The organism is Nocardioides antri (assembly GCF_008373765.1).
GTDB lineage: Bacteria > Actinomycetota > Actinomycetes > Propionibacteriales > Nocardioidaceae > Nocardioides > Nocardioides antri.
Genome location: NZ_VUJW01000001.1, coordinates 613,506 through 637,094 on the forward strand (window position 1 = coordinate 613,506; position 23,589 = coordinate 637,094).

Consider the following 23,589-nt stretch of genomic DNA (forward strand, 5'->3'; position numbering starts at 1 on the left):
GTCCGACCGCATGGGGCTTGGACGCAGGGTGGCTGTGCTCGCTGTCGGTGTTCTCGTCTCGGGGACACTGTCGGTCGCGACCACGACGGCCGACGCGGGAGCGCCGACCCGGAAGGCCGCGACGGCCTCGTCCGACGACGGGGCGGTCCTCGCGGCCCCGGCGGCTGACGCCACTGCCCGGGAGGTCCGCCGCTACTGGACCGTCGAGCGGATGGCCGAGGCGATCCCCCTCGACCTCCTCGGTCCGGGCGGTGTGGTCGACACGGCCAGCGACCCCGCCACCGAGACGACGGCGGCGAAGACCGCCGGACGGGTGCGCGTCCCCAGGACGACCGGCAAGCTGTTCTTCAGCGACGCAGGCGGCAACTACGTCTGCTCCGCGGCCACGATCAGGACGCGCCGCCGCGACCAGGTGATCACCGCCGGCCACTGCGTCCACACCGGTCCCGACGTGGGCCTCCTCGCGCAGCCGCACTTCTACCGCAACTTCCTGTTCGTGCCGCGCTACCGCCACGGCCGGGCGCCGCTCGGTCGGTGGGCCGGCCGCAACGCCTGGGTCTTCAAGGGCTGGGCCGAGAACGGCGCGACGCGGTTCGACCAGGCGATCATCGCGTTCAAGCGGCGCGACGGCCGCAAGCTCGTCAACCACGTCGGCGGCAACGAGGTCGTCTGGGGCAAGCGCGCGAAGCAGCGGGGCGTGCGGATCTGGGGCTGGCCCGCCCAGGCGCCGTACGACGGCGAGACGGCGCGCCGCTGCGACGGCCGCACCACCCGCAGTGACGCCTACGCCGACCGCGGCGGCGACGCGGTGATGCACCGGTGCAACCTCACCGGCGGGGCGAGCGGCGGCCCGTGGTTCCTTCCGAAGGACCGCACCCGCAACACGGGGCGGATCTTCGCCGTCACCTCGCGGCGCGACCTGGTCCGCCCGAACCTCATCGCGCACCCGATCACGCGTGACATCCGTCGCATGATCCGCACGGCGAACGGGCGGTAGTTCCGCCGCGGATCGCCTTGCTGGCAGCATCGTCCTGCCATGCGCAGCCTGGACCCGACCGAAGACTTCGCCATCCAGCTCGTGAGGCGGTTCCTCGCCCTCTGTGAGCACCCGCTCACGAGCGAGCGGATGCTGCGCATCGTCGCGCGGTCGTCCCAGTCCGGCGACGACGCCCCGCGGATCCTGCGCTGGCTGAACCGGGCCCTCCTGCTGCCGCTGATGCGCCGCGGCAGCCGGCCGGTCTCGATGATGAAGTGGGAGCTGGTCACCGCCCAGCTGTTCGGGATGGCGACGATGCGCTACCTCCTCGAGCTGGAGCCGATCGCGTCGGCCACGCGGGAGGACGTCGTGTCGATGACAGCGCCCGGGGTCCTGGCCGTGCTCCAGGGCCCGGACCACGTGTTCAGCGGCCTCGTCGTGGACGAGGACGACGCCCTGTCGGACATCGGCGACCTCGTGTAAATGGGTCGCTCCGCCCAGGAGCCATCTCCTAGGCTGCTCGCACCATGCTGATCCACGGCTGACCCAGACTCGCGCCCGCGGCCGCCCGCCCGGCGAGTCCTCCTCGTTCTCCGAAGGTCCCGCCGTGTCAGCACCCACCAGCAGCACCGCATTCGCCCCGGTCGTCGTCCGCGACCTGAGCGTGGCGTTCGGGCGTCGTACCGTCCTCGACGGCATCGACCTCGTCGCCCAGCCCGGTCGGCGGATCGGGCTGATCGGCGAGAACGGCGCCGGCAAGTCGACCCTGCTCCGCGCGGTCGCCGGTGTGCTCCCGCGAACGGCCCACGTGGCCGGCGAGGTCGAACGGCCGGGCGACCTGGCGTTCCTCACCCAGGAGCCGCCGTTCCGCGACACCGACACCATCGCCGATGCACTGGCGACCACGTTGCGCCCGTTGCGCGACGCCGTGGCGAAGGTCGAGCGACTGGCCGACCGCCTCGACGACCCCGCAGCGGCGGAGGAGTACGCCGACGCGCTCGAGGAGGCGCTCGCGCACGACGCTTGGGACGCCGACCGCCGGGCCCTCCTCGCGGCCGAGCAGCTCGGTCTCGACGGGCTCGAGCAGGACCGTCCGATCGGGACCTTGTCGGGCGGGCAGCGGACCCGGCTCGCGGTGGCCACCCTGATCACCCGTCGGCCGCGGTGCCTGCTGCTCGACGAGCCGACCAACCACCTCGACGACGACGCGGTCGCGATCCTGGTCTCGTTCCTCCGTGACCTGCCGGGCGTGGTGCTGCTCGCGACCCACGACCGGGTCTTCCTCGACGAGGTCTGCACCGACCTGGTCGACCTCGACCCCGTGGGCCCGGGGTCCGACGGTCGCGGCGGCAGGAGGCACGGCGGCGGCTGGACGGCTTACGCCGAGGAGCGCGCTGCGGCTCGGCGCCGGTGGGAGGAGACCTACGCCGCCCAGCAGGAGGAGCTCGAGCGGTTGCGTGCGGCCGCCCGCGTCGACGGCTCGGCGGTCGCCCACAACCGCGGTCCGCGCGACAACGACAAGTTCATCTACTCCTTCAAGGGGCAGAACGTCGACCGCACGGTGGCGCGGCGGAAGCGCGACGCGCAGCGCAAGCTGGAGGTCGCGGAGCGTGACCAGGTCCGCAAGCCGCCGGCACCCCTTCGCTTCCGTGCCGACCTGGGGAGTACGCCGCCCGGCGGCCGCGTCGTCACCGTCCGTGACCTCGTGGTGGCCGACCGTCTCGCGCTGAGCACGCTCGACGTGGCGCCAGGTGAGCACCTGCTGGTCACCGGCGCGAACGGGTCGGGCAAGTCGACCCTGCTCGGGGTGCTGTCCGGCCGCATCGCCCTGACGAGCGGAACCGTGCAGGTCTCGGCGCAGCGGGTCGCCGAGCTGACCCAGGACCCCGAGTTCCCCGACCTGACGGCTCCCGCCGGGGCGGCCTACGAGACGCTCGTCGGGGCCGATCTCGCGCAGCGACGGCCCCTCCGCGACCTCGGCCTGCTCCATCCCCGCGAGCACAGGAAGCCTGTCGTACTCCTCTCGGTCGGCCAGCGCCGCAGGCTCGCGCTCGCGGTCGCCGTCGCCACCGGGCCGGACCTGCTGCTCCTCGACGAGCCGACCAACCACATCTCGCTGACCCTCGTCGGTGAGCTGGAGGAGGCGATCGGGCGGAGTCCCGGCACCATCGTGGTCGCGTCGCACGACCGTTGGCTGCGGCGGCGGTGGCAGGGGAGGAGCCTCCGGCTCAGCGGATGAGGCCCCGGTCGTCGAGCCCGCGGCTCACCTCAGGACCCGGAAGCCGTCCAGCACCGGTTGGTAGAAGCGCTCCAAGCGCGCCGGATCGATGTCGCGTGCGGCGAACAGCACCACCGACCACGTACGCCGCCCCTGGGCGGCTGTGGTGACGGAGAAGAGCACCTGGTCGCCGCGGGCGCGTCGGACGACTCCGACACTGCGGCGCGCCTCGAGGCCGCCCATCGTCGTACCCACCTCGCGGTCGACGCGCATCTCGGGGTACGTCCCTCGGATGACGTCGAGGGTGGCCGCATGACCGGCGCGCAGGCCGGCCTCGCTGCTCGGTGCGACGGTGATCACCAGGTCGTCGTTCTGGCTCGTGAGCTTCACACCCCGGCCGACCTGGTCGCCCACGAGAACGTCGGGGGCCGAGACGGCGAAGTCACCGGCTCGGGAGACCACCTCGACCAGCTTGTCTCGTGGACGGTTCGGCGCGGCGTCCTCCGTGTCGTCGCTCCAGGCGACGATCGCGGCAGCTGCCACTGCCGCGATCACGCCTGTGACGATCAGTACGACGACGCCGCGCCGTCCCTTCAGCCGGTCGTCAAGCAGACCCATCGATCAGTTCTCGACGGCGGGCCCAGGCGACGAGGAAGGCGCCCATGGCGACGGCGAGGAAGCCGATCGCGAGCAGTCCGCTCCAGAAGCCACCGGTGTCCGGCAGGATGTCGCCGCCACCGCTGGGCGGGCCGGCGTTGTCACCAGGACCACCACCGGGACCGTTAGGTCCGTTGGGACCGTTAGGCCCGTTGGGACCGTTGGGGCAGTTGGGCTTGCCCGGGCACTTCGGGCCGCCGTTACGCGCCCCGGCCTTGTGGACCAGCGTCTCCGACTGCGCCGCGTGGGCCAGGATGTTGCCGTCGAGTGCGCTGAGGTGGAGCGCCTCCACGGCGTGCCCGGCTGCGGTGTTGGACAGGTAGGTCTCTCCCTGGTTCAGGAAGAGGCACACCAGGCTGGGGCTGGTGCAGCCCGGCGGGATCGCGATCGCCGTCGGGTCCCGGAAGTCGCCGGCAGTCTGGCCACCGAGCTGGAGCCCGATGACGTTCGACTCCTTCTCGGCGTTGCCGCGGGAGTCGGACGAGCCGGAGGACTGGAGGGCGTCGATACCGACGGCACAGGTGCCGAGGATCGGGTCGCGAGCCACGCAGACGGAGGCGACCGACGAGCCGGACTCTGCCTCGGTGTGTCCGCTCGGACCACGGTGGATCGCGCTCCAGCTCTCGATCACGCCGGCGTCGATCGGACCGTCACAGGTGTCGCCCGACGGGTCGCTGCCGCCGAGGCAGGCCGAGGCGACGCCGCTCTGGGCGGAGCTGTCCGAATGGGTGCGGCCCTCGTTCGCGTGCGCCTCCGAGTAGAGGAGCGTCGCGCAGACGCCACCGTCGCTGCCGTCGCACAGCGGCGCCAGCGGGTCACCGTCGGAGTCGTTGCGGTCGCCGTCGGAGTCGGCGTGGGAGCCGATCACCTCCTGGCCGCCGATCGCCAGCGCGGTCGCATCGGCGCTGGAGGAGTGGTTGTCCTCGATCTCGGATTCAGTCGTTGCGACCGACACGAGGTCGTTGTCCGCGATGGTGGCCTCCAGGCCGGCGGACGACCCGTGGTCGGGTGCCGTCGGGTCGGGGGTCTCGTGGCCGTCGGAGTCGTCGTCCTGGGCAACGGGTGGAGCGGCCGCTCGACGCTCGGTCGCGCCTGAGGACTGGCCGCCGGACTGGCCGCCGGACTGGTCGCCGTTGTGCTGGCGAATCTCGTTCACGGTCTGCTGGGTGCGCTGGCGGATGTCGTCGAGTGGTTTCGGGTCGTCGGCGCCGGCGGGAAGGGCGCCGATCACAAGGATGCCGCCCGCCAGGAGCGCCGCGAGCGGCGCGCGTCGTCGTACAGGCCTCGGTTGATGGTCAGTCATTCCGGATATCCCCCTATTGGATATGGCTGAGGCGATGCCGGTCGTGGCTGGAGCGTCACGACCAAAGCCCCGAATTGTTAACGGTCGACGACGTGTTTCGACACGCGAACCGCGTCGTCATGCCGGCCGGCCTTGGCTGGTGGTCAGAACTTCGGGAGCTCCTCTTGGATGTGGTCGGGCAGTACGTGTCGTGGCTCTTCGCCACGACCAAACCCCTCCCCATCCGCGCATCCCTCGCAGCCCGAGCGCGTGCAATGTGCAGACCGGCCCGGAGTCCGCCGTGGTCGACGGCAGACAACTGACCGATAAGGGGATACCCCTTCGCGGCAGGCGCAACCCTGATGGCAAAGCCGGTCCGACTCGGAATCGCGAAAATCCGGGCGCCGGGATGGCGACGAATAGCCGACATGAGCCAGCTTGCCGTTAAGCCGCGGTCCTCGACGTCACGGTTGCAGACCCATGTCGCACGCCTGGAGCAGGAGCATCCGCCGCTGGACGTGGCGTCGGTGGACTTCACCGTCCGCCGGCCGCGGAAGGTCATCGAGCGCTACGGACGCGTGCTCGACTACATGGCGCGCACGGAGCTCGAGGTCGAGCGCAACGTGCGCGAGCTCGACGTCCTCATGCCGGACCCTCCCGAGCTCGACCAGTACTTCTACCGGCACGTGTGGGGCCCCCAGGAGCTCCAGCACGGGCTCATCCTGGACCGGCTGCAGGCCGAGCTCGGTCTGCCGCTGTCGGCGCCCAACGTGTCGACGATCCCGCTGAAGCTACGGGTGCTCGGGGGCATCGCCCACGTAGCGGCGGTCCAGGACGTCGTCCGGATGCTCTACTACCTGACTGGCATGACCACCGAACGCTCCGCCGTGCTCGCCTACCAGCATCTCCACGAGGGCCTGGTCGCGATGGGAGAGGACGCCATCGCGGACACCGCCGTCGCACCCATCCGTCGGCAGGAGCCCGGCCACTACGCCTACTACCAGATGTCTGCCCGCCAGCTCTGGGCGCGCTTGTCGCCGTGGCAGCAGTGGCTGACCCGCCGGCTGCGGTCGATCTCGTTCGCCCCGGTGGGCGCCAACTCGTCCCAGGAGCTGCGCCAGGTCGGCGACATGATGCTCGCGTTCGACATCCGCGAACGGGCCGAGATCGACGAGTTCGCCCGGACCGTGGCGCGGTCCGAGACCGAGCTGCTGTGGGCGCAGGAGGCGGGGCTGGGCGCTCCGTCGTACGTCGCCGACGCGTTCGCACGGTGCCTCGAGCTGGCCCGGACGCAGCCGCCGCTGCACGAGCCGTGCTTCCATGGTCGTGTCGCCCTCCTCGACGCGGAGGATGCGTAGAGACGACCGTAAGGAGCTCCACCATGGGAGTAGTACACGGCTCGCCCTACCTGCCGATGGATGAGGACCCCGACGACTATCGGCCGACCTCCTCCTGGTCGCTCCACGTCGACCCCGACCAGCGCACCGGCCTGAGTGTCATCTGGGAGACCATCGGCGTCGGTGACCGCATCCCGCGCCACTGGCACGACATCGACGAGGTGGTGCTCTACGAGGGTGGACGTGCCCTCGTCTCCCTGGACGGCGTCGAGACCGAGGTGGAGGGCGGAGCAACCGTCTTCATCCCGGCGGGAGTCATCCACGGCACGATGAACGTCGGCGACGAGCCGGTCCGGGTCCGCGCCATCTATCCCTCGACGGTCGTCCGGATGGACCTGGTCGAGCGCAATCCCATGCCAGGAACCGAGGAGCAGCGCCCTCGTGCGTCCGTCTACGACATGGCCACGGGCACCTTCACGGTCCTTCACGAGACGGAGGTTCCGCCGGAGCGCAGGTAGAGCTCGCCGGAACATCTTCTGGCGGCCTCGAGGTCCGGGGCGATGCGGTCATGGGACGCCTTCGACGGCGAACGGCTGGTACCGGGGTCGGCCGCGGGGAGGTCGCGTACACTGGAGTAGCCGAGGAACCCGCAGACGCCGAGTATCCGTCGTCATTTCGCGGTGATCGTCATTCATGCCTCAGCCGTCGTACGGCTGGCAGGATCGGTTCCTTTGTCTTCTCACCGCACGCCGGCCCTGGTCGCCCGCGCCGAGTCCGAAACCGCTGCCGACGAGCCGCACCGCCCGAGCCTGGTGGCGGTGATCCAGCGGGTCTCCATGAGCCTGCTGATCGCCGTCATCGTCCCGGCCGTGGTCTTCTACAGCGTCTTCGTGCTGGCCGGCATCTGGCCCGCGATCGGCGCTGCGCTGGCGTGGTCGTACGGCGCGATCGCGTGGCGTGCGGCGACCGGGCGGCGGGTCTCCGGTCTCCTGGTGCTCGCCGCGATCCTGCTCACGGGCCGGACCGCGCTGTCGGTGGTCGCGGACAGCACGTGGCTGTACTTCCTCCAACCGATCATCAGCGACGGCCTCGTCGCTGCGCTGTTCCTGCTGTCGCTCGCGAGCACCCGGCCGATGGTGGCGCGGCTGGCTGGTGATTTCTACCCGATGGACCACGAGCTGGCGTCGCGCCCGCGGGTCCGGCGGCTCTTCTGGCACCTGACCGTCCTCTGGGCGCTGCTCGGGCTCGCGAAGGCCACGATGACACTCTGGCTGCTGCAGTCGCAGTCGCTGGACACCTTCGTGCTGGTGAAGAGCGTCGCGACCCTGTCGATCAACGTCCTCGCCGCGGTCGCGACCATCGGGCTGGCTGCCCTCGTCGCACGCAAGGAAGGGCTGATCGGCGCGCCGCGCCTGGTCGCCGCCGGCGCACGCGCCTGACGGCTGGGCTGGCGCCCCTGCCGTGGCGGCGCGTACCGTTTGGTACATGAACAGGATTTTTGAGACCACCAGACACATCGATGCTCCGACAGACGCTGTCTGGCGAGTGATGTCCGACGTCGCTCGATGGCCGGAGTGGACTCCTACGGTGACCGGTGTCGACCGTCTCGACGACGGCCCGCTGCGGGTCGGATCGCGGGCCAAGCTGCGTCAGCCCCGGTTGCCGGCCGCGGTGTGGGAGGTCACCCACCTCGTCGAAGGTCGCGAGTTCACCTGGGAGGCGAAAGGTCCCGGGGTGAGGACGATCGGCCGGCACGAGGTCGTTGCTGACGGGAGCGGCTCGAAGGTCACGCTCAGCATCGAGCAGGCCGGTCCGATGGGCGCGGTGGCGGCCCTGGTGTGGCGTCGACTCACGCAGCGCTACGTCGAGCTCGAGGCCGAGAGCCTGGACCAACGCGTCAGTCGGACGTCCTCGGCGTGAGCTGAGGGGACTACCGGCCACGTTCGAGGTGCTCGCCGTACCAGTCGAGGAACAGTGCCATTGCTCGGTCGACCGCTCGCCGGTCACCGGTCGCGAGCAGGTCGAGAAGCAGCCCGCGAACGACGGCTACGCCTAGCCGCGCCTGCGTGCGCGCAGCGGCGAGCGGTTGACCGCTTGCCCGATGGATCTCGGTGAGCAGCTCGAACCAGGGCTCGAGGACCTGGTTCAGGAAGTCGCCGGTGTGGTCGCGTTGCCGCAGAGCCTGGGCGTAGAGCTCGAAGAACAGGCGTTCCTGGGGCCACATCGCGGGATCAGCGACCTGCTTCCACAGGCGCCGCGCGAGGTCGATCGGAGAGATGTCCGCATCACGGTGATACTCCGCCACCACCTCCCGCTGCCGGCGCTCGACCTCACCGACGACAGCTGCGAGCAGGCCTTGCTTGGACCCGAAGTGGTAGATGAGCATGCGATGGCTCGTGCCGAGCCGGTCGGCCAGCTGGCGAAGGCTGAGGTCGGACAGTCCGTCAGCATCCGCCACTTCGAGCGCTGCAGCCAGGAGTAGCTGCTGTTGCGTCTGCTCCACGCCGTCGTAGCCCGGACCTGGACCTGTCACTGCGAGACGCCCCCGCAGCCCTCGACGTCCATCTCTTTCCTCCCGGGTACCTCGGCCGCTACTGCCGGCCGTTGGGTCGCGCGTCTCGAACCGTGTGCAGAGACCGTAGCGAACCGGGGCGCGGCCGAGCCTTCAATAGCCTGTCGGCATGCTGAAGGCTTGCCTGAACGGCGCACGGCTCCCCGACGAGCATCACGCGCTGCCAGTGACTCCGGACGAGGTCGCAGCCGATGTCGTAGCCGCGCGGAGCGCTGGTGCGGCGATGGTGCACGTGCACGTCAAGGATGCGGCGGGTAGGGACACCTTCGATGCGGACGCGGTCACGGCGACGCTCGACGCGGTACGGGCGGCATCGCCGGACACACCGGTCGGGATCACGACCGGAGCGTGGGCAGCACCTGCGGTCGAGGACCGCTTGACGGCCATCGCCTCGTGGTCGGTGCTCCCGGCCTTCGCCTCCGTCAACTGGCACGAGGACGGCGCCGAGTCAGTTGCCCAAGCCCTCCTGCAGCGGGGAGTCGAGGTCGAGGCCGGCCTGTGGACTGAGGCCTCCCTGCACGCCTGGCTGGAGTCGCCCCTCCGAGACCGCTGCATCCGCGTGCTTCTCGAGCTTCCGGACGAGCCCGACGAGGCTCGAAGCCTCGATCTCGCGAACAGCATGCTGGCCACCTTGGAGAACGCAGGCAACGCGACTCCCGTCCTGCTCCACGGTGAGGATCGAAGCGCGTGGGTGGTGCTCAGGCATGCGAAGCGGCTGGGCCTCGACACTCGGATCGGCCTCGAAGACACCCTCACTCTGCCCGACGGCACGCCTGCCGCCGACAACGCCGACCTCATCCGCGCGGCCCTCGGTCTCTGAGCAGCAGGCGGATGTCCGCTCCCCGCGGGATCGCTCTGCCACCGGACCAGCTACGGGTTCGACGAGCGCGAAACGGCACGATGTTGCGCAGGCAGGGCGGCGCTAGCGGACTTCCTCGTAGGAGCGCTCCATCGGTGTCCCGCAGGCAGCGGCGAAGTCGTTGACGAGCCGGTCGCCGCGTCGGATCAAGAGGAGCATCTGTGATCGGTCGTGGTCATCGATCGTCGCCTCTTCGAACCCATCGACCTCCGGCTCGAGCGCGTCAACCACGTCGGGCTGTGACTTGGCAAGGACCCTTCTCGCTCCAGTGACCAACGCATCCCATGACTTGCCGACTGGCGTGTCACCGTGGCGCCTGAGCAGGTCCCAGATTCGAGAGCATGCAGCGTCCAGGGAGAGCAGACCTGACGCATCGGGTGGCGTTGCATCCACACGCTCAGCTGCATCAGGGGAGGCCGAACGTCCAGCACTGGAGGCCTGGTCGGCATCGTCCCCGCAAGCCGCGAGCGTGCCCAGGACGAGAAAGACCAAGCAAGCGGCTGCGACGCGCATGAGCGCACTCTAGGTCGGAACACACGATGCGCGCTCAACTCGGACTCCGCGCACGCGGTGGCCGAACCGGGCAACTACCGTGGAGCTGTTGTCACTACCCGGGTGGTCGACCACCCGGACACGGACCACAACACCCGGGCAGTCCGCGGCGTCGCGCTCTCCTCGGCAACAGATCGCTCGGCGCACTTGAGTGCGACCCCGATCCCACCCAGGCTGTGAAGCGGTTGATCGATGAGGTGATGAACCAGGGCAACCTGGACGTCCTCGACGACTTGTACGTTCCCCGTCTCGCCGCGGTTGCCCGCCGCTGCGTCGAACCCTTCTTGAGCTCGTTCAGTGACATCCGTATGCGGATCGTCGAGTTGGTGGGGCCTTGAGGACACCGCAGCTCGACTTCGCCAACTGGACCTCAGCCTGGCCGGCGACTAGATCAAAGCCGCCGAGCTGACGCGTGCACATTCGGCAGGACCGTCCGATCGGCGGCAGTAGCGTGCAGTTGCCGCGAGCACACAGGGCGGCAGTAGCTCGCACTCAGCACAGCAATTTCAGTCATTGTCAGGTGCCGAGGTCGTACGCAACGCTTGCGATGGGACTGTCTCGTTGATCCTGGAGTTCGCCGATGAAGTACGGCCTGGCCTTGCCCACCGGCGGGGAGTGTGGCGACCCGACCTTCGTCGTCGAGTTGGCCGTCCTCGCTGAAGCAACAGGGTGGGATGGCGTGTTCCTCGAGGACTACATCTGCTTTCAGGGCGATCCGACGGCACCAACCTGCGATCCTTGGACCGCTCTTGCCGGGATCGCCGTCGCAACCCAATCCGTCCGCGTTGGCACCATGGTCACTCCGTTGAGCCGTCGCCGACCATGGAAGGTCGCACGCGAGGTCGCCGGTATCGATCTGCTTTCGCAGGGTCGCATGGTGCTAGGGGTGGGGATCGGAGATACCGGCGAGCACGTGGTGGGCGACAGCAGCTTCACCGCCTTCGGTGAGACACGGAACCCTAGGCTTCGCGCGGAGATGCTCGACGAGGCCTTGACGATCATCGCCGGCCTGCTCGGGGACGGGACGTTCTTGTTCACCGGGAGGCACTACCAGGTCGAACCAGTCGATTTCACGCCCAAGCCCGTCCAGCGGCCCAGGGTGCCGATCTGGGTCGGCGGTGGGTATCCAAATCCTGGGCCAACCGAGCGCGCCCTGAGATGGGATGGCTCCTGCATGTATGGCGTCCGTACCCACGACCTGTCAGTCGAGGACGTGACGGACCTTCGGCAACGGGCTGGTGATCGCCCCTTCGACATCTGCGTCGGCGGCCGTGAGCGACGCGAGGGTGACGAGGAATGGTTGGCCGCCGTCGCTGGCGCAGGCATGACGTGGTGGACGGAGTACGTCCCGGCACAGGACCGCGAAACGATGCGCGAGGCGATCCAGCGCGGCCCACTCCGCATCGACTGACCGCTATCTCGCGACGCCCTCATCTCGGCAGATGAGCGCGGTCTCCGATGAGGAAGCGGACGTGCGGCTATCCCGTGTGCGGGACGGCGTCCCTGATCGCTCCGGCGTCGGCGTCGAGGAGGGCTCTGTCGCGTTCCTTCCACTCGGCATCCACCGAGAAGCCGTCCCCCGCGTACCGGGGGAAGACGTGCAGGTGGAAGTGGAACACCTCTTGGAACGCGACCTCGCCGTCGGCGAGGAAGACGTTGATCCCGTCGCAGCGCAGGCCCGAGCGCCGTAGCGCCCGTGCCATCTGGTGGCCGACGGACCACACATGAGCGCTGGTCGCTTCATCGAGGTCTTCGAGGCCCACCGCGTGCTTGCGAGGCACGACGAGGAGGTGTCCGGGCGTGACGGGGTTGAGGTCCATGAAGGCGACGGCGGTGTCGTCCTCGTAGACCACGCTGGCTTCGGCTTGCCGTGCCGCGATGGCGCAGAAGATGCAGCTGGCCACCGCTGCCGCTGGAGTCTCGGTCATGGGCGTGATCGTTCCAGGGGCGTTGAGATCAGAGCGAGACGGAGGCCCGGTGCTGGTGCGGCGGCCCGAAGAGCTGCCCGAGCGCGTGCGCGCGCTTGAACACCAGGTGGGCGTCGTGCTCCCAGGTGATCGCGATGCCGCCGTGCAGCTGGATGCACTCGCCGGTGAGGTGGGAGGCGGCTTCCAGGCAGTACGACGCCGCGGTGTGCGTCAGGTCCACGGCGTCGGGCGCGTCCGTGGCCAGCGCGTAGGAGGCGGCCCACGAGGCGGAGCGGCCGATCTCGAGCCGCGCCAGCATGTCGGCCATCCGGTGCTTGAGCGCCTGGAACGAGCCGATCGGGCGGCCGAACTGGACCCGCTCCTTGCTGTAGTCGACGGTCATCCGCAGCGCCCGGTCGCACAGGCCGACGGCAAGAGCGGCGGTGGCGGCGGGGCCGACCACCTCGGCGCGGGCGCGAGCAGCAGTGCCGTCGCCGATCGGTGTGACCGTCGCGGCGCTGCGATCGAGGTGGGCGAGCCGGATCGTCTGGTCCATCGATTCTGCCCAGGTCGCCGTGGCGCCGGTGAGCTCCACGAGGTCGTCGCCGGCGAGGGCGAGCACGATCGCCGCCCGGTCGGCGTCGAGCACCGGACCGTCGCCGAGGACGATCGTGGCGACCTCGCCGGCGGCGATCCGTGGGAGCAGCCGGGCCTTGGCCTCGTCGGTCCCACCCGCCAGCAGCGCCTCGGTCGCGATCACGGTGGCGAGGAGCGGTGTCGGCGCCAGCGAGCGGCCGAGCTCCTCGAGCACGACCGCGGTCTCGAAGAAGGACGCGCCGGCTCCGTCGTACTCCTCAGGAACGGCGAGAGCCGCCACCCCGACCTGCTCGCAGAGCGTCGCCCAGAGCGCGGGGTCGTAGCCATCCTCGGAGGCGATCGCGGCGCGGACGGCAGTGGAGCCGGACTGCTTCGACAGCACTGTCCGGACGGTGGCCGCGAGCTCCGCCTGCTCCTCGCTAAGCGCGAACTCCATCACGCCCCCACGAGGGAGTCGAGGATGCGCGCCCGGTGGAACGCCGGGGTGCCCCAGGCGGTGACGAGCGCGCGGATCTTGGTGATCCAGATGCTGAGGTCGAACTCCTGCGTGTAGCCGATCGCGCCGTGGACCTGCAGTCCCGTGCGCGAAGCGAGGTACGCCGCGTCCGCGCACATCACCTTCGCCGCCGACACCGCCCGTGGCGTGGTCTCGACCGGCTCGGCCAACGACAGCGCGGCGCCGTAGACCAGCGGCCGCGCGAAGTCGAGCGCGATCCGCACGTCGGCGAGCTGGTGCTTGATCGCCTGGTAGGAGCCGATCTCGCGGCCGAACTGCCGACGCTGCTTCGCGTAGGTCACCGTGTCGGCGAGCACCCGCTCGCCGAGGCCCAGCAGCTGGGCAGCGGTGGCGAGGGCAGCCAGGTCGAACGCGGAGTCGCCGGAGGTCTCGAGGCTCGGCGCCCCGCCCACCTCGACCGCCGGCGCGAACAGACGTCGCGCCCGGTCGACCGAGGCACGCTGCTCGCCGACCTCCGCCTCGGCGAGCCCGTCAGGCCCGGCGAGATAGACGGTGTCGGCGACATCGGCGTCGAGGGCGTAGGGCACGCGCGGGGGAGCGGCGACGGTGGCGACACCCTCGACCTCGTGACCGAGCGCGATCGGGAGGTAAGCGGCCGACTCGACCCAGGGGCCGGGTACGGCGTGCCGCCCGAGAGCCTCGAAGGCGATGCAGACCTCGACGGCGGTGGCCTCGGTCGCCAGGACGGTCAGGCCCTGGTCCGCGAGCCGCGCCCAGAGCTTGAGCCCCGGTCCGGTGTCGCCGTCGGCCCATGCCCGGGCGACGGCTGCGGTGTCGGCCGCGGACAGCAGGCCGTCGAGCGCCTCGCCGAACGCGCGCTGCTCGTCGGTGAGCTCGAACCTCATCGCTGTGCTCCCTTGGGCTCGCGCGGCAGGCCGAGGATCCGCTCGGCGATGATGTTGCGCTGGATCTCGTTGGTGCCGGCGTAGATCGGTCCCGAGAGCGCGAACGTGTAGCCGTCCAGCCATCGTGACTCCACCTCCGCCTCCGGCCCGAGCAGGTCGAGCGCGGTCTCGTGGAGCGCGATGTCGAGCTCGCTCCACCAGACCTTGTTGACCGAGCCGGCGGCGCCCATCTCGCCACCATCGGCGAGGCGCGTCACGGTGCCCCAGGTGTAGAGGCGGTAGGCCTCGGCCTTGAGCCACGCGTCGACGACCCGGTCACTGACGCGCGTGTCGGGGCGCTCCCGGTAGAGCTCGACGAGCCGGTCGACAGCGGCGCAGAACCGGCCGGGGGAGCGGAGCGAGAGCCCGCGCTCGTTGCCCGCCGTGCTCATCGCCACCCGCCAGCCGTCGCCCGGCGCGCCGAGCACGTCGGCGTCAGGCACGAAGACCTCGTCGAAGAACACCTCGGCGAAGCCGGCCTCGCCGTCGAGCTGGGCGATCGGGCGGACGGTGATCCCGTCGGCGTCCATCGGGAACAGGAAGTAGGTCAGCCCGTGGTGCCGCGCCGCCTCGGGGTCGGAGCGGAACAGCCCGAAGCCCCAGTGGGCGTACGTCGCCCGCGACGACCACGTCTTCTGGCCGTTGAGCACCCAGCCCCCACGCGCGTCGTCGCGGCGGGCGGTCGACTTGAGGGACGCCAGGTCGGACCCGGCCTCGGGCTCGGACCAGCACTGGGCCCAGACCTTCTCACCGGTCGCCATCGACGGGAGGTACCGGTCCTGCTGCTCCTTCGTGCCGTGCTCGAAGATGATCGGCGCCAGCAGGAAGATCCCGTTCTGGGAGACCCGGCCGGGGGCGCCGGCACGGTAGTACTCCTCCTCGAAGATCACCCACTCGACCAGGGACGCCTCGCGCCCGTGGTAGTCGCGTGGCCACGACACGACCGACCACCGGTCCGCCGCCAGCCGGGCCTCCCACTCCTGGTGGAGACGCCAGCCCTCGGCGGTGTCCATCGAGGGCAGGGGCTCGGCCGGGACGTTGGCGGCCAGCCAGGCCCGCGCCTCGTCGCGGAAGGCGACCTCGGACTCACTCAGATCCAGATCCACTTATGTGTTCCTCAACTCGGTCTTGAGCACCTTGCCGGACAGGTTGCGCGGGAGCGCGTCGACCGTCTCCACGGACCGCGGCACCTTGAAGTTGGCGAGCCGCTCCTTCGCGAACGCGATCACCTCGTCGGCCGTCGCCGTACCGACGATGAAGGCCTTGCCCACCTCGCCCAGCCGCTCGTCGGGGACACCCACGACGGCGACGTCCTGGACGCCGTCCATCCGCATCAGGGTCTGCTCGACCTCGGCGGGATAGACGTTGAAGCCGCCGGAGATGTACATGTCCTTGAGGCGGTCGGTGATCCGCAGGTTGCCGTGCTCGTCGAGCACGCCGACGTCGCCGGTGTGCAGCCAGCCGTCCTCGTCGATCGCCTCGGCCGTCGCCGCCGGGTCGTCGAGGTAGCCGAGCATCACGTAGTCGCCGCGCACCAGCAGCTCGCCGGCCTCCCCGTCGGAGGCATCGATGCGCGTCTCCATCCCGGGGATCGCCCGTCCGCAGGTCGTCGCGACGGTCTCGGCGGAGTCGCCCTCGCGGCACATGGTCACGACGACGGCCTCGGTCATGCCGAACGCGGTGACGACGTGGTCGATGGCGAGCTCGTCGCGCATGCGCTCGATGAGCACGACGGGTACGACGGCCGCGCCGGTCACGGCCAGCCGCAGCGACGACAGGTCCCGCTCGGACCGGCCGGGCGCGGCGAGCAGCGACTGGTAGATCGTCGGCGCCCCCGGCAGCAGCGTGATCCGCTCGGACTCGATCAGGCGCATGGTCTCGTCGATGTCGAACGTCGCGACCGGGTAGAGGGCGCAGCCGGTGATCAGCCCGACCAGGATCCCGATCTTGTAGCCAAAGGAGTGGAAGAACGGGTTGACGACGAGGTAGCGGTCGTCGGCGCTGACGCCACCGAGCTCGGCCCACGCACGGGCGACACCGATGCTCTGCAGGTGTGCGCTCATCGCCCCCTTCGGCCGTCCGGTGGTGCCGGAGGTGAAGAGGATGTCGGCCACGTCGTCGGCGGAGACCGCGTCGGCGCGGGCCTCGACCTCCGCGAGCGTGGCCTCACGGACGTGTCGCTCCTCGCCCCGGTGGTCGAGGGAGAGCGTCGACAGCTCACCGATCACCCGGACGGAGGGGAGCTCACTGGCCGCGCGCAGCTCCTCGAGCTGGCTGCGCCCGAGGAACCCGTCGGCGAGCAGCACGGTGGTCGCGCCGGTGCGGTCCACCAGGTCCGCGACCTCGTGCCCGGTGTAGCGGGAGTTCGCCGGCACCAGGGTCGCGCCGGCGTACGTCGTCGCCAGCGCGGCGATCGCCCACTCGATGCTGTTCGGCCCCCACACCACGACCCGCTCGCCGGCCGCCAGGCCGTGGCCGACGTAGCGGCGCGCCAGCTCCCGGACCCGGTCGACCAGGTCGGCGTAGGACAGGGTCCGGTCGCCGTCGACGTAGGCAGGCTTGTCGCCGTACGCCTCCGCAGCGGCGCGCAGGATCGCCGGGATGGTGTCCATGCCCACAGCCTACCAAGCATTTGCTTGGTATGGCTGGCGCGGGCTCAGCCGACGGGCGCCGGCACCTTCTCGGGCTGACGGACGGCGGTCATCGCCAGCGCCGCGACCGCCGCGAGGACCGAGCATGCCGCGACGAAGAGCCACGCGGCCCGCACGGCGTCGGTGTCGGCAGCGCCGTGGCCGAGGATCGCCACCAGGACGCTGACGCCCAGGGCGAAGCCGACCTGGCGCGCCATGCTGACGATCCCGCTTCCGGTCGCGCCCTGCGCGGGCGGCAGGGTCGCGGTCGCGGCGGCGACGAGGTTCGGGAACGCGAGGCCGACACCGATGCCGCCGACGATCCACGCGGGGACGAAGGTGGACCAGTACGCCGGCTCGGTGCTCAGCGCGAAGAGCTGCCACAGGGCGGCCACCGCGTAGAGGATCCCGCCCGCGGCGATCAGCCGCGACGGGTGCAAGTGCCCGAGGCGGCGCGCCGCGATGATCGAGGTGGGAGGTACGACGAGCGGGCCGATCGCGATCGCGAAGCCGGTCTCGAGCGCGGAGAACCCCCAGACCTGCTGCATCCACAGGATGCCGAGCAGCAGGGACGCTCCGAACCCGGTGTTGAAGACCAGCGTGGCGACGTTCGCCCACGCGAAGGACCGGACGCGCACGAGGGCCGGGTCGATGACGGGGGAGGGGTGGCGGGCGGAGAGGCCGGCGAACGCGGCGACGCCGACCAGTGCCGCGGCGAACGCGGTGAGCGTCGCGCCCGACGTCCAGCCCCACTCCTCTGCCTGGACGAGCCCGAGCACGAGCGCCCCGATCGCCGCCGCGAGGACCGCGGCGCCCACCAGGTCCGGCCGCGGGGCGCTCGTGTCGTTCCGTACGTCGGGGACGAAGCGGATGGCGGCGACCACCAGGAAGGCACCGATCGGCACGTTGATCCAGAATGCCCAGTGCCACGAGAGCTGGACGAGCCCGCCGCCGGCGGCGGGGCCGAGGGCGGCAGCGATGGCGCCGGTCAGCGCCCACAGCCGGGCTCCGGCGGCCCGCTTCTCCGCCGGGAGCGCGGCGAGGAGCAGGCCGAGGCTGGCGGGGGTCATCGCGGCGGCGCCGACGGCCTGGAGGACCCGGGCGGCGACCAGCTCCCAGACACCGGGCGCGAAGCCGCACGCGAGGCTGGCGAGCGTGAAGACGGCGAGGCCGGCGACGAAGCCGGGTTTCCGGCCGTAGCGGTCGGTCAGGCGTCCCATCGGGACGAGGAGGGCGGCGTACACGACGGCGTACGCGCTCAGGATCCAGCTCAGCTCGCTCAGCGTCGGGCCGCCGGACGCAGTCGTGAAGTCGCGCCCGATCTCCTCGAAGGCGACGTTGACGATGAAGAGGTCGAGGCCGGCCAGGAAGGTCGCCCCGGTGAGGATCGCGGTCACGGCGGCGGTGTGCGCCCGCGGCTGGCTTGAGATGTCCATAGCCAGGACGATAAGGGTCTGACTATGGATTACGCAAGGCAGATCCCCTAGAATGTCCGTTATGACGGTGCAACTGGCTGGACGGCTCGCGAGACGGGGCGACGTCGCCCTGGGGGACCGCTGTGCGGTCGACCGGACCTTCCAGGTGGTCGGCAACCGGACCGCGATGCTGCTGCTGCGCGAGGCGTTCTACGGCGCCACCCGGTTCGAGCAGCTCGTGAAGCGGGTGGGCGTGACAGAGGCGGTCGCGTCGCAGCGGCTCAAGGAGCTCGTCGCCGCCGGCGTCCTGGCCAAGCAGCCCTACCGCGAGCCGGGCCAGCGCACCCGGTTCGAGTATGTCCTCACGCCGGCGGGCCACGAGCTCGTGCCGGTGCTCCTGGGTCTGCTGCAGTGGGGCGTGCGGCACCTGCCGGACCCGACGGGGCAGGTCGCGGTCACGCACGACGGGTGCGGCGCCGAGGTTCGGGCCGCGCTGCGCTGTGCCGATGGGCACGACGTCGAGGAGGACGAGGTCGTCATCCGCGGCGACGTGGCACGGTGACCCCTACCAAGCATTTGCTTGGTACGCTGGTCGGGTGGACCTGACCGAGAGCGCCGCGGACCGCGCCTTCCGTGACGAGGTGCGCACCTGGCTGGCCGAGCACCTGGTCGGCGAGTGGTGCGACCTCCAGGGCCTGGGCGGGCCGGGCCGTGACCACGAGGCCTTCGAGGAGCGGCTCGCCTGGAACAGGCTGCTCGCCGAGCACGGCTGGACGTGCCTCGGCTGGCCGGAGGAGTACGGCGGCCGCGGGCTGTCGCTGTGGCAGCAGGTGATCTTCCACGAGGAGTACGCCCGCGCCGACGCACCGCACGGCGTCAACCACCTCGGCGAGACGTTGCTCGGGCCGACGCTGATCGCGTTCGGGAGCGACGCGCAGAAGGAGCGGTTCCTCCCGAGGATCCGGGCGGTCGAGGAGCTGTGGGCGCAGGGCTACTCCGAGCCCGATGCCGGCTCCGACCTGGCCAACGTGCAGACCAAGGCCCGCCTCGAGGGGGACGAGTGGCTGGTCGACGGACAGAAGGTGTGGACCTCCAACGCGCACCTCAGCGACTGGTGCTTCGTGATCGCCCGCACCGAGCCCGGCTCGACCCGGCACCACGGACTGTCCTTCCTGCTGGTCCCGCTGCGCCAGGACGGCGTCGAGATCCGGCCGATCGAGCAGCTCACCAGCGGCTCTGAGTTCAACGAGGTCTTCTTCACCGGCGCCCGCACCAGCGCCGACCTGGTGGTCGGCGAGCCCGGCCAGGGCTGGGGCGTGGCGATGGGCCTGCTCGGGTTCGAGCGCGGTGTCTCGACGCTCGGCCAGACCGTCGGCTTCGCCCGTGAGCTCGACGACGTGGTCGCCCGCGCTCGGCAGAACGGCAGCATCGACGACCCGGTCGTCCGCGACCGGCTGGCGCGGCTCAAGGTCGAGCTGAGCGCCATTCGCAGCTTCGCACTGCGGGCCCTCGCGTTGGTGGAGGGCGGCCAGGACTCAGCCGCCGGTGGGGGAGCGGGCTCGATCTTCAAGCTGGCCTGGGCGAACTGGCACCGGCAGCTCGGCGAGGTGGCGATGGACGTCGCCGGCGCGTCCGGACTGCTGACCCAGGGCACGAGCACGCCCTACGACCTCGACGAGCACCAGCGGCTCTACCTCTTCTCGCGCTCCGACACCATCTACGGCGGCAGCGACGAGGTCCAGAAGAACATCCTCGCCGAGCGCGTTCTCGGCCTACCCAAGGAGCCGCGCGGATGACCGCAACCAGAGCCGAGCAGCCGACGCCGGACTACGTGCCCGGCCACGGCCTGCTGGCGGACAAGGTGGTCGTCGTGACCGCTGCCGCCGGCGCCGGCATCGGCGCGGCCGTCGTACGCCGGGCGCTGGAGGAGGGTGCGAAGGCGGTCGTCTTCAGCGACACGCACGAGCGGCGCCTCGCGGAGGCCGAGGAGGTCCTCGCCAAGGAGTTCGGCGCCGATCGCGTCCGCCAGCTGGTCTGCGACGTCACCGACGAGAGCCAGGTCGCCGCGCTGCTCGACGCCGCCGAGGAGTTCGGCGGCGTCGACGTGATGATCAACAACGCCGGCCTCGGGGGGACCGCCAGCGTGCTCGAGATGACCGACGACCAGTGGTCGAAGGTCCTCGACATCACCCTCACCGGCACGTTCCGCTGCGTCCGGGCCGCGGGGCAGCGGATGGTGGCCGCAGAGAAGTCGGGGATCATCGTCAACAACGCCTCGGTGGTCGGGTGGCGGGCGCAGGAGGGCCAGGCCCACTACGCAGCGGCGAAGGCCGGCGTGATGGCGCTGACCCGCTGCTCGGCGATCGACCTGGCGCCCCACGGCATCCGGGTGAACGCCGTCTCCCCGAGCCTGGCCATGCACCCGTTCCTGGAGAAGGTCACCTCGCCGGAGCTGCTGGACGAGCTCAAGCAACGCGAGGCCTTCGGGCGTGCCGCCGCGCCCTGGGAGGTCGCGAACGTGATGGTGTTCCTCGCCAGCGGCTACTCGTCGTACCTGACCGGTGAGGTGATCAGTGTCAGCAGTCAGCACGCCTGAGTCGCGGCGGGACCAGCTGCTCGCCATCGCGGCGCGGCTGTTCGCCGAGAAGGGCTTCAAGAACACGACGGTCCGCGACATCGCGGACGCCGCCGGGATCCTGTCCGGCAGCCTCTACCACCACTTCGACTCCAAGGAGTCGATGGTCGACGAGATCCTCTCGACCTTCCAGGAGGCGCTGTTCGCGCAGTACGACGAGATCCTGGCCAGCGACGAGGACGCGCGCACGAAGCTCGAGAGGGCCGTGCGGGTCTCCTTCGAGGCGATCGACCAGCACCCGTTCGAGGTCGCGATCTACCAGAACGAGGCCGACTACCTCGGAAAGTTCGACAGGTTCCGCTACCTCGCCGACCGCAACACCCAGTCCCGCCAGGTCTGGGTCACCCTGATCGAGGAGGGCGTGCGCACCGGTGTGCTCCGCAACGACCTCGACGTGACCCTCACCTACCGCTTCATCCGCGACACCGTGTGGGTCGCCGTGCGCTGGTACCGCCCCGGCCGCGGCCACACCCACACCGAGGTCGCCGACCAGTACGTCCGCATCCTCCTCGACGGGATCTCCACATGACCTATCCGGACTCGCGCAACACCGCCTACATCGTCGACGCCGTCCGCACCCCGGTCGGCAAGCGCGGCGGCGCCCTCGCCGGCGTCCACTCCGCCGACCTCGCCGCCCACACCATCGCCGCGCTGATGGACCGCACGGCCGTCGACCCCGGTGCGGTCGACGACGTGATCCTCGGCTGCTGCGACACGATCGGCTCCCAGGCCGGCGACGTCGCGCGCACGGCCTGGCTGGTGGCCGGCCTGCCCGACCACGTGCCCGGCGTGACCATCGACCGGCAGTGCGGCTCCTCGCAGCAGGCGGTGCACTTCGCCGCGCAGGGCGTCATGTCCGGCACCCAGGAGCTCGTGGTCGCGGGCGGCGTGCAGAACATGAGCGCGATCCCGATCTCCGCGGCGATGCTGGTCGGCCAGCAGTACGGCTTCTCGACGCCCTTCGCCGAGTCGCCCGGTTGGCAGAAGAGGTACGGCGACCAGGAGGTCAGCCAGTTCCGCTCCGCCGAGATGATCGCGGAGAAGTGGGACATCTCGCGGGAGGAGATGGAGGAGTACGCCCTCGCCTCCCACGAACGGGCGCGGACCGCGATCGCCGAGGGCCGGTTCGCCAAGGAGCTCGTGCCCTACGTGCTGCCCGACGGGACCGCGTTCACGACCGACCAGTGCCCTCGCGAGACGTCGCTGGAGAAGATGGCCGGCCTCGAGCCGCTCGCGCCGGGCGGCCGGATCACCGCGGCCGTCGCGTCTCAGATCTGCGACGCGTCGTCGGCGGTGCTGATCGCCTCCGAGGCAGCGCTCGCGGCGCACGGGCTGACGCCCCGCGCCCGCATCCACCACCTCTCGGTGCGCGGTGACGACCCGGTCTGGATGCTGACCGGCCCGATCAACGCGACCAGGCACGCGCTCGCCAAGACCGGCATGAGCATCGACGACATCGACCTCTTCGAGTGCAACGAGGCGTTCGCGTCGGTCGTCCTCGCGTGGATGAAGGAGACCGGTGCGCCGCACGACAAGGTCAACGTCAACGGCGGCGGCATCGCCCTCGGTCACCCGATCGGTGCGACCGGCACGCGGCTGATGACGACGTTGCTCAACGAGCTCGAGCGAACCGGCGGTCGCTACGGCCTGCAGACGATGTGCGAGGGCGGCGGTCAGGCCAACGTCACCATCATCGAGCGCCTCTGAGGCGGGGTCGGTCCCGGGGTCGGTCCCGGGGTCAGTCCTCCCAGGGCGCGGTGTCGTCCATCTTGGCGTAGTACTTCGCCAGGTGGCTCTTGACCCGGTCGACGTCCTTGTCCGGCAGGTCGACCCCGCCGCGGGCGCCCTGCATGACCCCGGCAGCGGCCATCACGCCACGAGGAACGGCCTTCAACCGGCCGTCGACGACGTCGGCGATCAGCAGCTTGTACGCCGTGAAGTTGCCCTTGTTCTCCGCGTCGTACCAGACATGGGCATCGCGGTACTTCTCGTTCGGCTCGTCCTCGGCGCCGGCCCAGCGTCGTACGCGCTTCTCTGCGGCGTCGCCGTCCCACTCGCGGTCACGGTCCGCCAGCGGCAGGTCCTGGAACGCTGTGACAGCCATGGGTCACACCTCCACGGTCTCGAGCTGTCGGAAGAGGAGCAGTACCCGGATCGCGGGAGCTGCACGCACCTCAGCGCAGGACGACCCACCAGAGCCCGGCCGCGACCGGCACCAGACCGGTCAGCATCCACCAGGTCAGCAGCGGCTTCTTGTTGATCGCCCGCACCGCCGCGATGCCGACGACGTAGAAGGCGGCCCCCAGCACGATCAGGGCCAGCTGGGCGTCGCGACGGTCGTCCGGCACGGCGTCGGCGGCCAGGACCAGGCCGACGGTGAGGTGGATCAACGTCGTGATGATGAGCACCGAGATCACCCGGCGCTGGACGCGGTGCAGGCGCTCGAGGTCCTTCGCATCCGCGACCTGGCGAGGGGCGTGCGGGTCCATCAGGTGCCGGCGACGGGGCGGCGACGACTGATGGCTCACGACCCTCACGGTACCGGCGCGTT

26 protein-coding genes and 1 pseudogene are annotated in these 23,589 nt (G+C 70.6%); 14 read left to right on the plus strand and 13 right to left on the minus strand.

Annotated features, from left to right (window positions below):
• The first annotated feature begins 10 nt into the window (after positions 1–10).
• The 3 genes from F0U47_RS02970 to F0U47_RS02980 all read left to right on the plus strand — a co-directional run bounded on the left by F0U47_RS02970 (position 11) and on the right by F0U47_RS02980 (position 3,215).
• Positions 11–997, plus strand: a complete 987-nt coding sequence (locus tag F0U47_RS02970; protein ID WP_149748792.1) for a trypsin-like serine peptidase — start codon at positions 11–13, stop codon at positions 995–997.
• A gap of 39 nt (positions 998–1,036) precedes the next feature.
• On the plus strand, positions 1,037–1,459 hold the full coding sequence (locus F0U47_RS02975; RefSeq protein ID WP_149748793.1) for a TetR/AcrR family transcriptional regulator: 423 nt from the start codon (positions 1,037–1,039) through the stop codon (positions 1,457–1,459).
• Between the two features lie 124 nt (positions 1,460–1,583).
• On the plus strand, positions 1,584–3,215 hold the full coding sequence (locus F0U47_RS02980; RefSeq protein ID WP_149748794.1) for an ABC-F family ATP-binding cassette domain-containing protein: 1,632 nt from the start codon (positions 1,584–1,586) through the stop codon (positions 3,213–3,215).
• Positions 3,216–3,239: 24 nt separating this feature from the next.
• Here the strand turns inward: F0U47_RS02980 and F0U47_RS02985 are convergent, their stop codons facing one another.
• Positions 3,240–3,812 carry a hypothetical protein gene (locus F0U47_RS02985; protein ID WP_149748795.1) on the minus strand — a complete coding sequence of 191 codons (573 nt, stop codon included), beginning with the start codon at positions 3,810–3,812 and terminating at the stop codon, positions 3,240–3,242.
• Entirely contained in the window at positions 3,799–5,154 is a 1,356-nt protein-coding gene (locus F0U47_RS02990) for an LPXTG cell wall anchor domain-containing protein (protein WP_149748796.1), read from the minus strand. The genes F0U47_RS02985 and F0U47_RS02990 overlap by 14 nt, the downstream gene beginning before the upstream one ends.
• 407 nt (positions 5,155–5,561) lie before the next feature.
• Between F0U47_RS02990 and F0U47_RS02995 the strand changes: the two genes are divergently transcribed.
• From F0U47_RS02995 to F0U47_RS03010, 4 genes are all read left to right on the plus strand, one after another.
• Positions 5,562–6,491 (plus strand): GTP-binding protein LepA, encoded by a 930-nt coding sequence (locus F0U47_RS02995; protein ID WP_188111139.1) that lies wholly within the window; start codon positions 5,562–5,564, stop codon positions 6,489–6,491.
• A 23-nt stretch (positions 6,492–6,514) separates the two neighbouring features.
• Positions 6,515–6,988 carry a cupin domain-containing protein gene (locus F0U47_RS03000; protein WP_149748797.1) on the plus strand — a complete coding sequence of 158 codons (474 nt, stop codon included), beginning with the start codon at positions 6,515–6,517 and terminating at the stop codon, positions 6,986–6,988.
• Between the two features lie 213 nt (positions 6,989–7,201).
• On the plus strand, positions 7,202–7,909 hold the full coding sequence (locus F0U47_RS03005; RefSeq protein WP_149748798.1) for a VC0807 family protein: 708 nt from the start codon (positions 7,202–7,204) through the stop codon (positions 7,907–7,909).
• A gap of 46 nt (positions 7,910–7,955) precedes the next feature.
• Positions 7,956–8,390 (plus strand): SRPBCC family protein, encoded by a 435-nt coding sequence (locus F0U47_RS03010; protein ID WP_149748799.1) that lies wholly within the window; start codon positions 7,956–7,958, stop codon positions 8,388–8,390.
• Positions 8,391–8,400: 10 nt separating this feature from the next.
• On the opposite strand, the gene F0U47_RS03015 is transcribed toward F0U47_RS03010, so the two are convergent.
• Both F0U47_RS03015 and F0U47_RS22095 read right to left on the minus strand, forming a co-directional pair.
• Positions 8,401–8,856, minus strand: a complete 456-nt coding sequence (locus F0U47_RS03015; RefSeq protein ID WP_246159404.1) for a TetR/AcrR family transcriptional regulator — start codon at positions 8,854–8,856, stop codon at positions 8,401–8,403.
• 12 nt (positions 8,857–8,868) lie between these two features.
• Positions 8,869–9,003: pseudogene (locus tag F0U47_RS22095) on the minus strand (hypothetical protein); the annotation flags it as partial.
• 148 nt (positions 9,004–9,151) lie between these two features.
• Between F0U47_RS22095 and F0U47_RS03020 the strand changes: the two are divergent.
• The gene (locus F0U47_RS03020; protein WP_149748801.1) at positions 9,152–9,862 is read left to right on the plus strand and encodes a 3-keto-5-aminohexanoate cleavage protein; all 711 of its coding nucleotides are present in this window, start codon (positions 9,152–9,154) and stop codon (positions 9,860–9,862) included.
• Between the two features lie 102 nt (positions 9,863–9,964).
• Here F0U47_RS03020 and F0U47_RS03025 read toward each other — a convergent pair whose 3' ends face one another.
• Positions 9,965–10,414: a hypothetical protein gene (locus F0U47_RS03025; RefSeq protein WP_149748802.1), complete on the minus strand. Its 450-nt coding sequence runs from the start codon at positions 10,412–10,414 to the stop codon at positions 9,965–9,967.
• Between the two features lie 619 nt (positions 10,415–11,033).
• Between F0U47_RS03025 and F0U47_RS03030 the strand changes: the two genes are divergently transcribed.
• A complete protein-coding gene (locus F0U47_RS03030) occupies positions 11,034–11,864 on the plus strand; it encodes an LLM class flavin-dependent oxidoreductase (protein ID WP_149748803.1) in 831 nt (276 codons plus the stop codon).
• 67 nt (positions 11,865–11,931) lie between these two features.
• Here the strand turns inward: F0U47_RS03030 and F0U47_RS03035 are convergent, their stop codons facing one another.
• The 6 genes from F0U47_RS03035 to F0U47_RS03060 are packed head-to-tail and all read right to left on the minus strand — an operon-like array spanning position 11,932 to position 18,424.
• Positions 11,932–12,381 (minus strand): HIT family protein, encoded by a 450-nt coding sequence (locus tag F0U47_RS03035; protein WP_149748804.1) that lies wholly within the window; start codon positions 12,379–12,381, stop codon positions 11,932–11,934.
• 28 nt (positions 12,382–12,409) lie between these two features.
• Positions 12,410–13,393, minus strand: coding sequence for an acyl-CoA dehydrogenase family protein (locus F0U47_RS03040; protein WP_149748805.1), 984 nt, complete (start codon positions 13,391–13,393; stop codon positions 12,410–12,412).
• The gene (locus F0U47_RS03045; RefSeq protein WP_149748806.1) at positions 13,393–14,319 is read right to left on the minus strand and encodes an acyl-CoA dehydrogenase family protein; all 927 of its coding nucleotides are present in this window, start codon (positions 14,317–14,319) and stop codon (positions 13,393–13,395) included. Before F0U47_RS03045 ends, F0U47_RS03040 begins: the two co-directional genes overlap by 1 nt.
• Entirely contained in the window at positions 14,316–15,464 is a 1,149-nt protein-coding gene (locus F0U47_RS03050) for an acyl-CoA dehydrogenase family protein (protein WP_149748807.1), read from the minus strand. The genes F0U47_RS03045 and F0U47_RS03050 overlap by 4 nt, the downstream gene beginning before the upstream one ends.
• The gene (locus F0U47_RS03055; protein WP_149748808.1) at positions 15,465–16,970 is read right to left on the minus strand and encodes a FadD3 family acyl-CoA ligase; all 1,506 of its coding nucleotides are present in this window, start codon (positions 16,968–16,970) and stop codon (positions 15,465–15,467) included. It lies immediately after the preceding gene.
• Positions 16,971–17,014: 44 nt separating this feature from the next.
• A complete protein-coding gene (locus F0U47_RS03060; RefSeq protein ID WP_188111140.1) occupies positions 17,015–18,424 on the minus strand; it encodes an MFS transporter in 1,410 nt (469 codons plus the stop codon).
• A 61-nt stretch (positions 18,425–18,485) separates the two neighbouring features.
• Here F0U47_RS03060 and F0U47_RS03065 point away from each other — a divergent pair, with 61 nt between their 5' ends.
• The 5 genes from F0U47_RS03065 to F0U47_RS03085 are packed head-to-tail and all read left to right on the plus strand — an operon-like array spanning position 18,486 to position 22,745.
• A complete protein-coding gene (locus tag F0U47_RS03065; RefSeq protein ID WP_188111141.1) occupies positions 18,486–18,965 on the plus strand; it encodes a winged helix-turn-helix transcriptional regulator in 480 nt (159 codons plus the stop codon).
• A gap of 34 nt (positions 18,966–18,999) precedes the next feature.
• Positions 19,000–20,199, plus strand: coding sequence for an acyl-CoA dehydrogenase family protein (locus F0U47_RS03070; protein ID WP_246159405.1), 1,200 nt, complete (start codon positions 19,000–19,002; stop codon positions 20,197–20,199).
• On the plus strand, positions 20,196–20,999 hold the full coding sequence (locus tag F0U47_RS03075; RefSeq protein ID WP_149748811.1) for an SDR family oxidoreductase: 804 nt from the start codon (positions 20,196–20,198) through the stop codon (positions 20,997–20,999). Before F0U47_RS03070 ends, F0U47_RS03075 begins: the two co-directional genes overlap by 4 nt.
• The gene (locus tag F0U47_RS03080) at positions 20,977–21,567 is read left to right on the plus strand and encodes a TetR/AcrR family transcriptional regulator (protein WP_149748812.1); all 591 of its coding nucleotides are present in this window, start codon (positions 20,977–20,979) and stop codon (positions 21,565–21,567) included. The genes F0U47_RS03075 and F0U47_RS03080 overlap by 23 nt, the downstream gene beginning before the upstream one ends.
• The gene (locus F0U47_RS03085) at positions 21,564–22,745 is read left to right on the plus strand and encodes an acetyl-CoA C-acetyltransferase (protein WP_149748813.1); all 1,182 of its coding nucleotides are present in this window, start codon (positions 21,564–21,566) and stop codon (positions 22,743–22,745) included. The genes F0U47_RS03080 and F0U47_RS03085 overlap by 4 nt, the downstream gene beginning before the upstream one ends.
• A gap of 31 nt (positions 22,746–22,776) precedes the next feature.
• Here the strand turns inward: F0U47_RS03085 and F0U47_RS03090 are convergent, their stop codons facing one another.
• Together F0U47_RS03090 and F0U47_RS03095 are read right to left on the minus strand one after the other, a co-directional pair.
• Positions 22,777–23,142, minus strand: coding sequence for a hypothetical protein (locus F0U47_RS03090; protein ID WP_149748814.1), 366 nt, complete (start codon positions 23,140–23,142; stop codon positions 22,777–22,779).
• A gap of 70 nt (positions 23,143–23,212) precedes the next feature.
• Positions 23,213–23,566, minus strand: coding sequence for a hypothetical protein (locus F0U47_RS03095; protein WP_149748815.1), 354 nt, complete (start codon positions 23,564–23,566; stop codon positions 23,213–23,215).
• Between the last annotated feature and the right edge of the window lie 23 nt (positions 23,567–23,589).